This is a genomic window from Thermodesulfitimonas sp. (assembly GCF_052743955.1).
Genome location: NZ_JBRAIN010000030.1, coordinates 3,211 through 17,648, shown reverse-complemented (window position 1 = coordinate 17,648; position 14,438 = coordinate 3,211). Strand labels below are relative to the sequence as shown.

General features: G+C 60.1%; 16 protein-coding genes, 1 pseudogene and 1 riboswitch. All 17 genes and pseudogenes read right to left on the bottom strand.

Annotated elements, in window-relative coordinates:
* Positions 1–209 precede the first annotated feature (209 nt).
* The gene (locus ACUVTA_RS04055; protein WP_445951693.1) at positions 210–575 is read right to left on the bottom strand and encodes an SPASM domain-containing protein; all 366 of its coding nucleotides are present in this window, start codon (positions 573–575) and stop codon (positions 210–212) included.
* A 122-nt stretch (positions 576–697) separates the two neighbouring features.
* Positions 698–1,189: a radical SAM protein gene (locus ACUVTA_RS04050; protein WP_445951692.1), complete on the bottom strand. Its 492-nt coding sequence runs from the start codon at positions 1,187–1,189 to the stop codon at positions 698–700.
* Between the two features lie 264 nt (positions 1,190–1,453).
* Complete coding sequence (locus ACUVTA_RS04045; RefSeq protein ID WP_445951691.1) at positions 1,454–1,621, bottom strand: hypothetical protein; 168 nt, start codon at positions 1,619–1,621, stop codon at positions 1,454–1,456.
* The gene (locus tag ACUVTA_RS04040) at positions 1,614–2,468 is read right to left on the bottom strand and encodes an energy-coupling factor ABC transporter ATP-binding protein (RefSeq protein ID WP_445951690.1); all 855 of its coding nucleotides are present in this window, start codon (positions 2,466–2,468) and stop codon (positions 1,614–1,616) included. Before ACUVTA_RS04040 ends, ACUVTA_RS04045 begins: the two co-directional genes overlap by 8 nt.
* Positions 2,440–6,255 carry a cobaltochelatase subunit CobN gene (gene cobN, locus ACUVTA_RS04035; protein ID WP_445951689.1) on the bottom strand — a complete coding sequence of 1,272 codons (3,816 nt, stop codon included), beginning with the start codon at positions 6,253–6,255 and terminating at the stop codon, positions 2,440–2,442. Before cobN ends, ACUVTA_RS04040 begins: the two co-directional genes overlap by 29 nt.
* Before the next feature lies 1 nt (position 6,256).
* The gene (gene cbiQ / locus ACUVTA_RS04030; protein ID WP_445951688.1) at positions 6,257–7,015 is read right to left on the bottom strand and encodes a cobalt ECF transporter T component CbiQ; all 759 of its coding nucleotides are present in this window, start codon (positions 7,013–7,015) and stop codon (positions 6,257–6,259) included.
* Positions 7,012–7,293, bottom strand: a complete 282-nt coding sequence (locus tag ACUVTA_RS04025; RefSeq protein ID WP_445951687.1) for an energy-coupling factor ABC transporter substrate-binding protein — start codon at positions 7,291–7,293, stop codon at positions 7,012–7,014. Before ACUVTA_RS04025 ends, cbiQ begins: the two co-directional genes overlap by 4 nt.
* A complete protein-coding gene (locus ACUVTA_RS04020) occupies positions 7,277–8,032 on the bottom strand; it encodes an energy-coupling factor ABC transporter permease (protein WP_445951686.1) in 756 nt (251 codons plus the stop codon). The genes ACUVTA_RS04025 and ACUVTA_RS04020 overlap by 17 nt, the downstream gene beginning before the upstream one ends.
* Positions 8,033–8,172: 140 nt before the next feature.
* Positions 8,173–8,379, bottom strand: a riboswitch (cobalamin riboswitch).
* Positions 8,380–8,450: 71 nt separating this feature from the next.
* Entirely contained in the window at positions 8,451–9,197 is a 747-nt protein-coding gene (gene cobS, locus ACUVTA_RS04015; RefSeq protein ID WP_445951685.1) for an adenosylcobinamide-GDP ribazoletransferase, read from the bottom strand.
* Positions 9,194–10,165 carry an adenosylcobinamide-phosphate synthase CbiB gene (gene cbiB / locus ACUVTA_RS04010; protein ID WP_445951684.1) on the bottom strand — a complete coding sequence of 324 codons (972 nt, stop codon included), beginning with the start codon at positions 10,163–10,165 and terminating at the stop codon, positions 9,194–9,196. The genes cobS and cbiB overlap by 4 nt, the downstream gene beginning before the upstream one ends.
* Positions 10,162–10,596, bottom strand: a complete 435-nt coding sequence (locus ACUVTA_RS04005; protein WP_445951683.1) for a DUF3842 family protein — start codon at positions 10,594–10,596, stop codon at positions 10,162–10,164. Before ACUVTA_RS04005 ends, cbiB begins: the two co-directional genes overlap by 4 nt.
* 144 nt (positions 10,597–10,740) lie before the next feature.
* Positions 10,741–11,010, bottom strand: a complete 270-nt coding sequence (locus ACUVTA_RS04000) for a translation initiation factor 2 (protein ID WP_445951682.1) — start codon at positions 11,008–11,010, stop codon at positions 10,741–10,743.
* A gap of 56 nt (positions 11,011–11,066) precedes the next feature.
* Positions 11,067–11,906, bottom strand: a complete 840-nt coding sequence (locus ACUVTA_RS03995) for a PHP domain-containing protein (protein ID WP_445951681.1) — start codon at positions 11,904–11,906, stop codon at positions 11,067–11,069.
* Positions 11,893–12,690 (bottom strand): annotated as a pseudogene (locus ACUVTA_RS03990) (dipeptidase); the annotation flags it as partial. The gene ACUVTA_RS03995 and the pseudogene ACUVTA_RS03990, both read right to left, overlap by 14 nt.
* Positions 12,691–12,724: 34 nt before the next feature.
* Positions 12,725–12,985 carry a stage V sporulation protein S gene (locus ACUVTA_RS03985; RefSeq protein WP_123930768.1) on the bottom strand — a complete coding sequence of 87 codons (261 nt, stop codon included), beginning with the start codon at positions 12,983–12,985 and terminating at the stop codon, positions 12,725–12,727.
* A 292-nt stretch (positions 12,986–13,277) separates the two neighbouring features.
* A complete protein-coding gene (locus ACUVTA_RS03980; RefSeq protein WP_445951680.1) occupies positions 13,278–13,748 on the bottom strand; it encodes a hypothetical protein in 471 nt (156 codons plus the stop codon).
* Entirely contained in the window at positions 13,726–14,232 is a 507-nt protein-coding gene (locus ACUVTA_RS03975; protein WP_445951679.1) for a hypothetical protein, read from the bottom strand. Before ACUVTA_RS03975 ends, ACUVTA_RS03980 begins: the two co-directional genes overlap by 23 nt.
* Positions 14,233–14,438 lie beyond the last annotated feature (206 nt).

Here is a 14,438-nt window from a genome sequence, read left to right as displayed (position 1 = left end):
GCGGTTGGCGGCGGTCAGCTCACGTGTCAGTGCTCGTCTGTCAGGCTCAGGGTTTTCCCTCTTATCCGAAAGGTTACCCGGCACTCGAAAGGAATTGAGGACCGGTTGCCTCAGGAGGTGTTTCAGAATGACCCCGGCCAACTTAAGTTGATTCTCTCAGAGGTACGCCCAAGATTCAATCCGTGAACCTTATGGGTTGCTAAACCAAATTATACGCGGAGGTACTTGACCTTATCTTCGGCAATCAGTTTAAAAGCGTAGCTGATTACCTCTTTGTAGAACGCGCAAAAGACCGCAGGCTGATACATATTGCTGCGAGAGTAGAACTCCGCCGGACAGGGTGCACCGCATATATTCCTAAAGTCGCAGGCCTTGCATTCATCAATCTTTTCTACTAGCCGCGACCCAACCTCTTTGAAGGGCCCGGAGTGCATGGCACTTGAAATTGGGGTGGCAAAGATATTCCCGCCCGAAAACCCGTCTAACCCGATGAATTCGCCACAAGGGATCATATCGCCAGAAGCAGTAATTGTTAAAAAGCAACGCCCTCCCCCGCAAGGAGAAATATCACACATCAGCCGGCGCGCAGTCGGGGCGACTATGCCCAAGATAATGTTGGCAAAGTTACCAATAATAATCCTAATGGGAAGAGGATTTTGATAACTCCACTGCCTTCTCTACTGCCTCTATAAAGCACTTAGTCAAAAGCTCCGGCGGTGGCTCCATACCCCGCGCTTTTAAGAGTCAACCGAACGGGATTAAGAAGAACACAGCCAACCTTTTTAGCGTGCAGGAACGCTACTAATTCTGGAAGGTGGCTCACATTAAACCTAGTTACGGTAGTAAGCACATTTAACCCTTTATAGCCAGCAAACCAGTCAATCGCCTGTACAGCTTTGTCGAAGTTTCCGTTACCTTCCCTGCTTGGCCTCTGTCTGTTGTTTACCTGGGGATTGGCTGAGTCAAGGGAGATGCCCACGCCCACCCGGTGCTTTTTCAAAAATTCCACATCCGCTTTTTCAAGCAGAAGTGCGTTTGTCTGGATGCCAAAATGAAACTGATGGCCGAAATCGCTTATTGCCTCAAAGATGATCTCCTTAAGTAGCAGCGGCTCGCTGGCGTGAAACACGATTACCGGCTTTCGGTTTCCTTTCTTCTGCTCGAAATGGTCGGCTACCTTCCCTAACACATATCTGAGCTACTCTCTGCTCATCTGCTTGCCGTTCTTTCTTATTTCTGCCGGGATGTAGCAGTAAGAACAATTAGCGTTGCACCTGTTGGATTCTCAATGCCGTTTGCCATTTCGCTTATCCTCCCGAAGATCGCTTTTCCGCCGTGACGACCCGAAGCGTCGTGAAGAACCCCTGAGATTTGGGAAATTTTAAACCGGGGCGCTAGGCATTATAACACTTTGTGCCTGGCGCCCCGAGACCCCTTATTTACCTCTCCCAAACTATAGCGGCGATTTTTCTTTGGGCACGTCACCATACATCACAAAGTGAGAGAGTCCGTTGGCGGTCTTGACACATTTTAGACGGTAAGAGATAAACTCAGCTTTTGCCTCGGGACCCTTGGCGTTGATACTCTTCTGTTCTTTCCTTTGAACCTTTTCCTCATCCATAGCCACTCACCTCCTTTCCCGGCAACAAGCGCCAGAGATCCTCTTTTGTCCGGGGCACGGCCGCTCCCGACGGCAGCAGACCCCGCTCCCGTAGCGCCAGAAAAACTTCTAACAGCAGCGGCCGCCTGAGACTCGCTTCTTCCATTAGCACCGCATTGGCAAAAATCGCTTCTGGCGAACCACTTCCCAGTAGCTGGCCCCGACTGAATATATAAACTACATCCGCCCAGGTGTAAGCCAGGTCCACGTCGTGCGTCGCCAACACCAGTGTCCGGCCCGCTCGGCTCAACTCGTCAAGGATGCCTACCACCCGGCACGTTTGCGCTGAGTCGAGTCCGGCCGTGGGCTCATCAAGGAGTAGTACTTCCGGCGCCATCGCCAGCACTCCCGCCAGGCAAAGCCGCTTCTTCTGGCCGTAGCTCAAAAAGTGGGGCGCCTTCTCCTGCAGCTCTAAGAGGTCGGTGGCCGCAAGCGCTGCTTCCACCCGCGTCGCTACCGCCTCCCGGTCGAGCCCCTGGTTAGCGGGACCAAAGGCTACTTCTTCCCAGACTGTCGGCGCAAAAATCTGCGCCTCCGGGTCCTGAAAGACAAGGCCCACCCTCTGCCGGAGTGCCAGCAGCTCACGCCGGCTTCGCCCCACCGCTTTACCACGATAGCGGACCTTTCCTGCAGTCGGCTGCATTAGCCCTGCCAGCAGGAGAAAAAGGGTGGTCTTGCCCGCGCCGTTGGCGCCAAGCAGCGCCACTTTCGCTCCGGCCGGGATGGCGAGGCTTAAATTTTTCAAGGCTACCGTCCCGTCGGGGTAGGTGTGGCAAAGGTCAACCGCTTCCAGAACCGGTTCCTGCACCGCCCGCACCTCCCCGGTAAGCCTCTGGGCCCGCAGGCGCCGCCGGCCCTTCGCTCAGCCGCTCCTCGATGTGTCCTTCCATCTCCAGGTAAACCGCTTCTATTTTCTGGCGCGTGGCGGTATCGGCGTTCCACAGCCCCCGCGCGATAGCCTCCAAGAGCCGCGTCGCGATGTGCGCGAGCGCCCACGGGTTCACCGCCGCGAACCAAGCGCGCGTCGCCGCGTCAAAAAGGTACCGCGCCGCCAGGCCCGCGTACATCCAGTCCTCAATCACCTGCGCTGTGGCGTCCCAGCCGAAGATATAGTCCACCAGCCGCGCCAGATCGCCCGCGCCTTTGAAGCCGTGCCGCTTCATCCCCGCGATGTACTTCGGGTTAAGCACCCGCGCCCGGAAGAGGCGCCGCGTTTCCTCCGCCAGCGTCCGCACCTGCACCCGGCGGGGGTCGGCAGAATCCCCCACGAAGCTCAGCGGCTTAGCGCCCAAGGCCCGCGCGGCAGCAATCATTCCCCCGTGGTAGCCGTAAAAGCAGTCATCGTCAAAGATATCCACTTCCCGGCTGTCCTCATTCTTCACCGTGCAGGAAAGTCCCCCGATGCGCTTGGCGAAAACCTCTTTCGCCTCCCGGGCGTACACCCGCCGCCCGTACGCGTAACCGCCCCACGCAAGGTAAGCTTTGGCCAGGTCGGAAAGGTCTTCCCAGTTCTGATTATCGACCAGGTGGTTAACTCCTGCCCCGTAAGCCCCCGGCGGATCGGAAAAAATCCGGAAAAGCGCTTCCTCGCGGGCGGTAGCCTCGTCCTTCCCCGCCGCCCTTGCCGCGGCAAAAGCAGCCTGAAAATTGTGCCGCACCAGGTTCTCCGGTTCCTCCAGCGCCGCCACCAGGCGCACCGCATCGTCAAGAAGGTGAATCAGGTTGAGGAAAACGTCCCGGAAGAGCCCGGAAACCCGCAGCGTCACGTCCACCCGCGGTCGGCCGAGTTCCTCCCGGGGGATCACCTTGAGCCCCCTTACCCGGCCCGTTTCTTCCTCCCAGACCGGCGCGACACCGAGGAGGTAGAGCGCCGCCGCTACGTTTTCGCCGCCTGTCCGCATCTCCGTCGTGGCCCAGATAACCATCCCCACATTCTCTGGATACGCGCCTTGTGCTGCCAGATACCGGGCCAGAAGCGCCACCGCCAAATTCTTCCCCACCTCCCAAGCCGCGCGGGTGGGAACCGCCTGCGGGTCGACGGAATAGAAATTGCGTCCCGTCGGCAAAACGTCAAGCCGCCCCCGGGTCGGCGCCCCGGCCGGTCCGGGAGGAATATAGTTCCCCGCCAAAGCGCTGACGCAAGCCCCGACCTCTCCCGCCGTTGCCTTGAGCCGCGGCCAGACTTCCCTGGCCACGAAATCGAGAACTTTCTCCACCTCCGGGGCCGCGCGCCCGCAAACCGTCGCCACCAGCGCCGGAACAGTTTCTCGCGCAAAACCGGCCGCCGCCAGGCGCCTAAGACACTCCCGGCATTTTTCCGCCACTTTTTCCAGCAAGGCCGCCCCGGTTGCCCCGAACGCGGGCCACCAGCGCCCCGGCGCCGCCGCGAGCGCTTCGAAATCATAACCGAGCGCCGCCGCCACTGCTTCCCGGAGGGCCGGCACCTCACCCTGGGGCAAACGGCAGAGGCTCAGGAGCATCTCGACCAGCCGCTCCCCCGCCGGCACCTCGCCCAGGACGTGGAGCCCGTCCCGGATGAGGCTGTCGCCGATTTCGTGGAGGTAGCTGTGGAGCCGCTCTACAAAGGCCGGGAAGTCGTTGCCCGCCGCCGCCCGGCTCACCCCCAAATCCCGGTCGAGGGAAGACCTGACTACCTGCTCCCAGATCCTTTCCTCCAACACCGGCAGCTTCCCCGGATCAAGCTCCCGTGCCTCCTGGTACTCCCGGCAGAGCGTCTCGAGCGCCTCAAGCTCCCCGTACCTTCCCGCACTGGTCATTACCGGCACCAGATGGTCGACAATGCAGGCCCAGGCGCGCCGCTTGGCCTGCGTCCCCTCGCCCGGGTTGTTGACGATGTAGGGGTAAACATTGGGCAGCTCGCCGAGTACCACGTCCGGGAAACAGGTCGCCCCAAGGCCCGCGCTTTTCCCCGGCAGCCACTCGAGCGTCCCGTGCTTCCCCAGGTGCAACACCACATCCGCACGGAACTCTTCTTTGAGCCACCGGTAAAAGGCGAGATACTGGTGCGGCGGCGGTAAGTCCGGGCTGTGGTAGGCCGCCTCAGCCTGAGCGTCAAAGCCCCGGGGCGGCTGAAGGCCCACGAAAACGTTGCCGAAAACCCTCCCCGGGACCAGCAACTCCCCCCGGAAGCTCAGAACGTCGCCCGGGGGCGACCCCCAGTTTTCTTTGAGCCGTTCCCGCACCGCCTCCGGCAGCCCGGCAAACCACTCCCGGTACTTTTCTGGCGGGATTTTCCCCACCGCCCGGCGCGCCATCTCTTCGGGAGGCAACCAGGCGCTGTCGTTGGTCATCCCCGCCAGCACCAGCCGGAAAAGGGCTTCCGGGCTCTCCGGTAATCCCTCCACCCGAAAACCGGCATCCCGCAGCGCCACCAGCAACCGGAAGAGGCTGGCCGGCGTGTCGAGGCCGAAGGCGCAGCCGATCCGGTCGGTGCGGGGCGGGTAGTTGTGGAGGATTACCGCCACCCGCCGCGCCGCCGGCGGCAGCCGCTTGAGCCGCGCCCAGTTCACCGCCAGCGCCGCCACCTTCGCCGTCCGCTCGGGGTCGGGCCGGTAGCGGACCAGAGTGGCGCCGGTAAGGTCGTCCCGCCCCACCTCTTCGCGGAAAGCCACCGGCACAGTGATCAGTTGCCCGTCAAATTCCGGCAGCGCCATGCTCATAACCACGTCGAGCGGTGTAAGCCCCTGCGGGCTCGCTACCCACTCATCCCGCGCCGTCACCGCCGCAATCGCCTTCACCACCGGCACGCCCAGCTTAAGGTAAAAGTTCTCCGGGGCCCGCCGGTTGTAAGTAGGCGTGGCCTGGGTCTGGGTAAACATGAGGGTGGAGATAACCGCGTCCACCGCCGGCATCCCGTCTCGGTAAAGGAAATTGGCCACTGCCCAGGCGATCCCCCGGCTGCCAAGGGCCGCGCTCGGCGTGGCGTAAAGGAAGACGGGAAGCGCCGCCGCGCCCCGCGCCTCAATTGCGGCCACTAAAAGGTCAATGAACTCCAGATTTTCGGCCAGCCACCAGCTTTGGTAAAAGAGAATGGCCACCACGGGATTCCCCGGAGCGACCGCCTGCCAGAAGTCTTCCGGCGCCACCAACCGCCCCAACCGCGGGTGGTAAATGCCTTCCCACGGAACCGGCTCCGGCGCCGGCGGTGGTGCTCCCTTCCCGGCCCGCCACAGGCACCAGCGCAGAAGCGCCGCGAAGTTCACGGTCCCGCCGTAACTCACGTACCGGCGCAGAAGGTCGTAATCAGACCCGCTTACGGTGCTCAGCGCCCGCAAAGCGGTATCATCTTCCGCCGCTGTCGGCTGGACGTGCAGCGCAATCCCGCGCTCCCGCGCCACGCGCACCACGGCGTCAAACCCGGGCAGCGACTCGGGCCCGCCCATCAGGTGGAGGAAAACACAGTCCGCTTCCCGGACGGCCGCTAAAAGCGCCTCCTCCCCGGCAGAACCACAAACGTCCCGCCGCGCCCGCGCAACAACCGCTATCTCCGGGCAACTGCGGCGTACCTCCTGCACCGCACGGGAAAGTGGTGCCAAGTCCCCTTCCACCGCCGTGTAAAAGAGAATGCGGACCATCCTACCGCCCCCAAAGCCAAACCAGGAACAGCAGCGCCGTGAGTCCCGCGAAGCCACCGACCGCCGCCCCGGATCGGCGGTACTCCCGCGGCGGCACCAGCAGCAAATCCTGGTACCCCCGCGCCAGAAGTGCGGTATAGAGCTGCTGCGCCCGGTGATGGGTCACTAAGAAAAGCTGGGTTGCCAGAAGCCCAAGGGAGTAGAGCTTTCCCCGCCACGACCCGTAACCGCCCCGCGCCGCCTGCGCCAAATAGATCCCACGGGCAACCCGCTCCAGCACAAAGAGGTAGCGGTAGGTAAGCACCGCGATCTCGAGGGGCAGGGTCGGCACCCCTACCCGCCGCAGCACTCCCAGCACCGCCGGCAGCGGCGTCGTAAGCGCCAAGAAATAGAGGTAGGCCACCGCCGCCAGCGCCCGGAGCCCTAAGACGTAAGCCTGGTTCAGCCCCGCGTCGGTAACGCCGACGCGCCAGGCTACCACCTGGACACCCCAGGAAACCGCTTTCCCCGTGGTCACCACCAGCGCTAGCACGCCAGGGAGCAAAAAACCGAAGGGCAAAAGCAATAAGCGGAGCAAAAGGTGGAACGGCACGCCCGCGGCCAAAACCAGCACCGCCGCAACCAGGATAGCCGCCACCGCCACTGCCGGCCCCCCGGTCAGCACCAACCCCAGCGCCACCGTCACAAAAGCGAGCTTCAGCGCCGGATCTACCCTGTGCAACCGGTTATGGTGGGCCCAGAAGTCAAAGGCGAGGATCATTCCTTGCTCTTACGCCCCTTAAGGTAACCTAGGTAGTAGAAGACGAAGCCACTACCCGCCGCCGCCTGCACCGCGAAGGCCAGGCTCTCGATCTCGCTGCTCGGCGGCTCCCAGAGTGGCGCGCACCAGGGCTTGTAGTCCGGTTTGATGGTGCTTACCACCTTCTCGGCCTGGTCATCCGCGCCGCCAAACTCCGCCCCCCGCTGCGCATAAAGCGGGAAAACCGTTAGCGCCACAACGAGGAGCAGCAAAAGGAGATTCTTAGTTCCCAGCGACACTTGCCTTCCCTCCTTCCGGCAAGATGCCGAGCATCTCGAGCTCACTCTGGCCGTACCGCGCCAGCAGGTTAAAGACCACGAGCGTGAGGAGCCCTTCACTCACCGCCAGCGGCACCTGAGTGACTGCGAAGATCCCGAGAAACTTCACGAAGGGCGCCACTACCGAACCATGCTGCGGAAAGGCCACGGCAAGCTGGAAGGCAGTGGTCACGTAAGTCAGGAGATCGCCCAGTGCGGCGGCAGCGAAAACCGCCCAGGAAAGCCGCAAGGGAGCAAGCAGCCGGTAGACACCGTAAGCCACGAAAGGCCCCACCACCGCCATCGAGAAGGTGTTGGCACCCAGGGTGCTCAGGCCCCCGTGCGCAAGCAAGAGCGCCTGAAAGAGCAAAACGATTACCCCTAAAACCGTCATCGGGGCTGGCCCGAAGAGCACCGCTCCCAGGCCCACCCCGGTCGGGTGGGAACAGCTCCCCGTCACCGAAGGCAGTTTAAGCGCCGAGAGAACAAAGGTGAAGGCACCCGCCAGCCCGAGCAGCATCTTCAGCCGCGGCTCACCCGCTACCCGCTGCCGGATCGCCACCAAGCCCCAAAGGAAGAAGGGGAACGCCAGCGCGTACCAGAAGAGACACCACTTCAGCGGCAGGAAACCCTCCATGATGTGCATCGCGTATGCCGGTGGTGCCACCGCGAGCAGGAGCAAACCAGCCAGAAAAGCAGCCCGCAAAGCAGAACGCCCCATTATTTTCACTCCTTACTCATCTTTTGGTAATCATTCCGAGCCGCACAGCTGAAAAAACTAAAAACCCCGGTCGCTTCACGCCTAACCGGGGTCAAAACGGCACAAAAACACCATTTCTCGACCCCCTTCCCGCGAAGGACGCCGGAACACCGCTCAGGGTAGGTCTCCTGGCTTCCGTTCCTCGCCGTCCCCCAGCCTTCCCACCCAGCAGCGGCTGGGCAGTGGCCAATCCCGGGGAAGGCTCCCGGTTACAGTGGCGGGGCCGCGCAGGATTTACACCTGCTTCCCTATTCTCCCCGCACCCTAAGACAAATTGAGTGCGGGGCACCCCGGCGATTCAAGACCTATTCAGTTTGGCACTTATTATAAAGCCTCAGGCTGGTCAAGTTCAAGAATCAGGCAGAGAATTTGTCAGATTTCAGCAGCGAACGGCCAGCCCTACCGCTAAAACGAACACTTCTAGCACCTCGTTAACCGCTCCGTAAGTGTCGCCCGTCAGCCCGCCCAGATGCCGCGTGAAAAAGGCCCCCATAAGGAGCACCAGCACCAAAGCGGCCAGCGCAAGGTATAAGCCGGCCCACTCCCCAACAAGGAAGGCGATTCCGAGAGCTAAAACCGTCGCGGTTACCGTTTCCCACCACGTAGTATAATCCTTGTAGATCCGCCCCTGGCCCTGCGGCCGCGCGTAGGGGAAAAGAAAGATCGCCCAGACCATCCCCCACCGGCTCACTACCGGCGCCAGTAAAAGGGGGTGCCAGGCACCGCCTATAGACGCAAACAGGGAAAAGCGGAGCAACAGTAGCGTAATCCCGCCCATCACGCCAAAAGCGCCGACCCGACTATCCCGCATGATCGCCAGCCGCCGGGCGGCATCCCGCCCACCCAGACCGTCAACCGCGTCGATAAAACCGTCGACGTGCATCCCACCGGTCAAAAGCAGCCCCAGCGCGACTAAAAGAGCCGCTACCACCAGCGGCGGGAAGACAAGCCCCGCCAGGCAGTAAACGCCCACAGACAAACCGCCGAGCAGGAAGCCGACTACCGGAAAGAATGTTGTTCCCCGGCCCAAAACCGCGGGTTCAAAAGGGACATTACCCACCGGAATGCGGGTCAGGTTCTGCACCGCCAGCAGGAAGGCCCAGAAGAGCTCAACCAGCGACTTCATCCCTTACCAACCTCAAAAGCAAGCAAGATGTGCAGCCCCACCCCTGCAAGCAACGCGAGCAGCGCCACCACGTAAAGAAGTCGTACAGCAGCGCCAATATGTTCAGGGGTAAGCGGTACGAGTGGCTCCCCAAGATACGAGCGAAAGCTTAGAACGCCTTGATAGGTCGCCGGACCACCGAGGCGCACCCCTAGAAAACCAGCCACCGCGGCCTCAGAAATGCCGCTGTTCGGGCTCGGGTGCTTGCGCCCGTCACGCCGGATCGTCCGCCAGACCCGCCGCCAATCTCCCCGTAGCAAAACCGCAGCCAGAATGAAGAGCCCCCCGGCCAGCCGCGCCGGAAGAAAATTCGCTAGATCGTCGAGCCTGGCCGACGCCCAGCCCAGGTAGCGGTATCTTTCGTTGCGGTACCCTACCATTGAGTCGAGCGTGTTTACGGCTCGGTAGGCGAGCGCCAGCGGCGCCCCACCGATAAAAGCGTAAAAAAGCGGCGCCACTACCGCGTCCACCGTATTTTCCGCAACGCTCTCCACCGTCGCCCGCACCACACCTTGCGTGTCCAGCGCTGCCGTATCCCGCCCCACAATCGCCGCTACCCGCTCGCGGGCCAGCGGCAGATTGCCCGCTAAGAGGGAGTGCCGCACCGCCGCCGCCGCCACCGCCAGCCCTCGGAGGGCTAAAGTCGTGGCGACCAGGTATACCTCGGCCGCCAGCCCCAAAACTTGATTCCACCGCGAGAGGGCCGCCAGCCCCAGCTTCGCGGCCCAGAAGACCCCTACCGGCAGCAGGAGCGCGAGAAAAACGCCGCCGAGCCGCAAAGCAAATGGCCGCCGGGCAAAACGGCGGATAACTTTTTCTAAAAAAACGATAACCCGGCCGAAAAAACACACCGGGTGAGGCAACCAGTAAGGATCAGCAATCAGGAGGTCTACTACGAACGCGGCTGCTACAACAATTGCCGTTTTCATCCAGACTTTGCCGTAAACTCCGGGAAGAAAAGCGCTTTCACCCGGTTAACCAACTCGTTAATCAGATGGGGTAAGGGCTCGCCCTGATAACCGATCAGCTCAATTTGCCCGGGGATTAAAGGGAGAAGAATTTTCGGCGCGGGGCAGGAGGCAACCGCTTCGGCCATCCGCGGTGTCACTTCGCCGAGCATACTGTTCGGCACCAAGATACCAAGGGGGCCGACAACCAAATCAACGCGCGGCATATTCCAGACAATGGCGTTCTCGCCGCTTGCCCCCTCGTTTGCCCCTGCTTTCAGCATCGCCGACGTTGCCAGGGCGTTCGTGCCGAGAGCCAGGATTTCCACGTCTTCCGGAAGTTCCCGCCGCAGTTTTTCGGTGATGTGTTTGCCGATGCCGCCTCCCTGACCGTCGATGACTGCAATTCGCATACTCTGTCCCCTTTCAGGGACCAAATTATAACATAGGGAGACAACAGAAGAAAAGGCCTTCGGCGAAGCCTAATCAACTGTCAACATCTTAATTCTTTAGAAATAATTCCCAGGTTGTGTATATCTTTATAAATTTTACGGCAGTTACGAATTTTGGCTTTCGCTGGACCGCAATCGGGATTCGAGTTCGACGATCTGCTGGTTTTTCTTTAAAAGCGACCGGGCATAACGCGCATTCGCCCGCTGTAAACGCCGGTTTTCTTTTTCCAGCCGCTTCAGGAAAAGGTTCCGCTCGGCTTCAACCTTTTCGAGAAGGTGAAGCAGCACCCTCCTGCTCAGCCGCACCTGCGCCAGTTTCTCCTCCGTCTCCCGCAGCCGCACCTTGAGCCTACTGATTTCCTCTTCCTGGAACAAGAGCAAACCCTCCCTCTCTTTCGGCCCAGTTCCAGGAATAGTATTATGCCAAACTGTCAAAATTTAGACGTGTTCCCGGCTGCTCGGTAAAGCCTTTCCACAACCCCATATTCAACCACCACTGTCCCCAAAGGATACCGGCGGTCCGGGCCGTGATAGTCCGAACCGCCGGTTACAATCAAGCCGTACCGTGCCGCTAGTCTTTGGAAAAACTCCCTTTGTTCCGGAGTATGTTCGGGATAAACCGCCTCAATCCCGCAAAGCCCAGCGGGTACCAATTCTTCCAGCAAGTCCGCGCCGTCACTCAGCCCCGGATGGGCGAGCACAGCCGCACCGTTAGCTTCTCTGATCAGGTGAACCGCATCAATCGCCCGAAGCCGCGCCCGCGGCACGTAGGCGGGGCAGCCCCGGCCAAGCCACCGCGCAAAAGCCTCTTCTACCGTCCGGACCACTCCCTTATGCACCAGCAGAAGAGCAATATGCGCCCGGCCTACCACTCCGGAAGCTATGGCGGCGACTTCCGGCAACGTAACCGGAATGCCGTGGCTCCTGAGTTTCGCGACTATCTTTGCCGCGCGGGCCCGCCGCTGCTCGGCCAGCCACGCCAACTTAGCCCGAAAATGAGAATCGTTATGATCAATAAAATAGCCGAGGATATGCACCTCACGGTCGTTCTCTTCCGTGCTTATCTCCACCCCAGGCACCACGGTGAGCCGCTTTTTTGCTGCGGCAAGTGCCGCCGCAACACCCTCGACAGTATCATGATCCGTTATCGCAATCGCCGCCAAGCCCATAGCGACCGCCCGCTCCACCACCTGCTCCGGAGTCTCCGCGCCGTCGGACGCCGTGGTATGGACGTGGAGGTCACAGTACCCCTGATTCTTATCGCCAGACATCACGGAACACCCGTGAAAAATTTTCCCCAAGAACCTTCCGGATATTCTCTTCCCGCCAACCGCGCCGCGCCAGCGCCCCTGTAGTGGCAGGCAAGCAGGAAGGATATTCAAGACCCGCTACCGTTTGCGGCGTCCCATCAAAATCGGAACCCAACCCCACACACGCCACACCGCCTACCGCCGCCAGGTGCTCGATATGGTCCACCACTCTTTCGAGGGTGGGTTTCTCTGGGTCAACAAATTCGGGAACAAAACTAACACCGATAACGCCGCCCCTAGCTGCCAGCGCCTGCACCTGTTCGTCGGTGAGGTTGCGGGGGTGGTCGCAGAGGGCCCGCGCGTTGGCGTGCGAGGCGATCACCGGCATCCGGGCGAGAGCAAGCACATCCCAGAAGCCCGCCGGCGCCAGGTGCGCCACATCGACTACCATGCCCAGCCGCTCCATCTCCTGCACCACTTCCCGGCCGAAAGTGGTCAGGCCGCCGCCCGTCCTGCTTTCCATTACTCCGTCTGCCAGCTCGTTCCGCCCGTTCCAGGTGAGCGTCAGGTAGCGAACACCCAGCCGGTGAAGTACCCGCAGGACGGCCAGGCTTCCCTCCAGCACGTGTCCCCCTTCCACGCAGAGAACGGCACCAATCTTCCCGGCGGCCAGCGCCCCTTCCAGGCTCGCCCGGTCACAGACCGGCATAAGCGCCGCCGCGTAAAGAGAGAGGAAACGGTAAAAGGTATCGATCTGCTCCAGCGCCCGCCGCAAGTAGCTCCCGCGGTGGCAGAGCGCTACAAAAACCGCGAAACAGAGGTAAGCGCATGACCTGCTGTTATCTTGGTTCTACAATGATTTTAATCGCCGTTCTTTCCTCCCCGTCGATCATAACATCGGTAAAAGCCGGAATACATACCAGATCCATACCGCTCGGCGCCACAAAACCCCGGGCGATCGCTATCGCCTTCACTGCTTGGTTGACGGCTCCGGCCCCAATCGCCTGGATTTCGGCTGAACCCCGCTCCCGCAACACCCCGGCCAAGGCACCGGCTACAGAATTTGGGTTGGATTTTGCTGAAACCTTGAGAATATCCATCCGCTTGACCCCCTTACTTAGACTGATGCGTTAATCGCTTCTAAGACCGTTCGTCGAAAAAACTCTTGGTGGTTGCTTTTACCTACCCGTCTTTCTTTCTTTTCACCCAAAACTATATTCGCGCTCCAGAGGAAAATTCCTCCGGTAGCGGGTAGATTAAGATGAAAAAAAACGCTAAATGGGCAGGAATATTCCTGCCCACTGATTAAGAGGTATTTCTTTGCTTCTAGTCAGCTCCTGTTCGGCTAAATACCGTAAATCCGCACGTGTAGAGTTTCCGACCACACCATCCTCAGTGGTGTTCGTGCCCCTCCGGCATGATCTTAAAGTTCTCGACGAAGAAGCAGTAGGCCATGATAAACAGGCTCACCAAGCCGATGCTGATCGAAAGCTCCATCCAGTGCGGGAAGTACCAGCCACCCATCGCCTGGTACATACTGGTGAAGACTACATTCATCCGGTTGAGCATAACCCCAATTACGATGAGCACGGCCGCGGTTACCATTCCCGGCACACTTTCCCTGATATGCTTTTTGGCCAAGAGGATGATCGGAATGACCACGCCGACAACCATCTCTAACAGGAAGAGGTTAGACGGCGTTGAGCCGTTAAACATATCGAGGAAATGACTGCGGTAAACCAGATCCGCCACCTTGAGTACCAGATAAATAACCATCACCCACATGGCAGCCTGGAGGAGCAGCGCCAGAAGCGGTACCTCGTGGCGAAAATCCTTCTTATTAAGCCTTGGACGCCAGGACACCTTCGACCACACACATGGCGGGGCCGACAAAAACCGCCGCGAGAAAGAAGAAAAGGCCGATGAGCATGGACCACCAGAGCGGGTTCTGCCGGTCAATCATTGCGATATACAGCGCACCTAACGCCGACTGGTGGAGAAAACCAATGACCAATCCAGCAACGAAAATCACGGGGAGAATCTTATCGAAAATCTCCTTCAACCGGGGCACGTTAACGCGCTCAAAAAAGATGTGGCCGAACTGGAGGGTCATAACCGCCTGGTAGCTGATCACGCAGAGGAGAACCACGAAAAGCCACGAATGGTAACCCCAGGAAACAAAGGGCCGCCAGAAGTTGTACCAACGACCGAGGTCCATGAGCACCCTGAGTGCCACCACAATGTAACCAAACCAGGCCGTTATAAGCGACGCGCGGGCGATATATTTGTACTGCTTGAGGTTTAGAATGTGCGCCACAAAGACGGTAAAGAAACCACCGGCCGCCAAGGCGATCCCGCACAGGTCGTCAAACGCGATCCAGAGCCCCCACGGCCACTGGTCGTTGAGTTCGTAGCCGGTCCCAGGCCCTGGGTTAAACGGTAAATCATCGAAAGGGCCGTAAGTCCTATTAAGGCAAAGGCCAGTGCCCGGTAGCCGCTTAAAGGATCCTTGCCGTCCCAGTCTTTCCTAAGTTTCTGAAGCCGCCGGCCCAT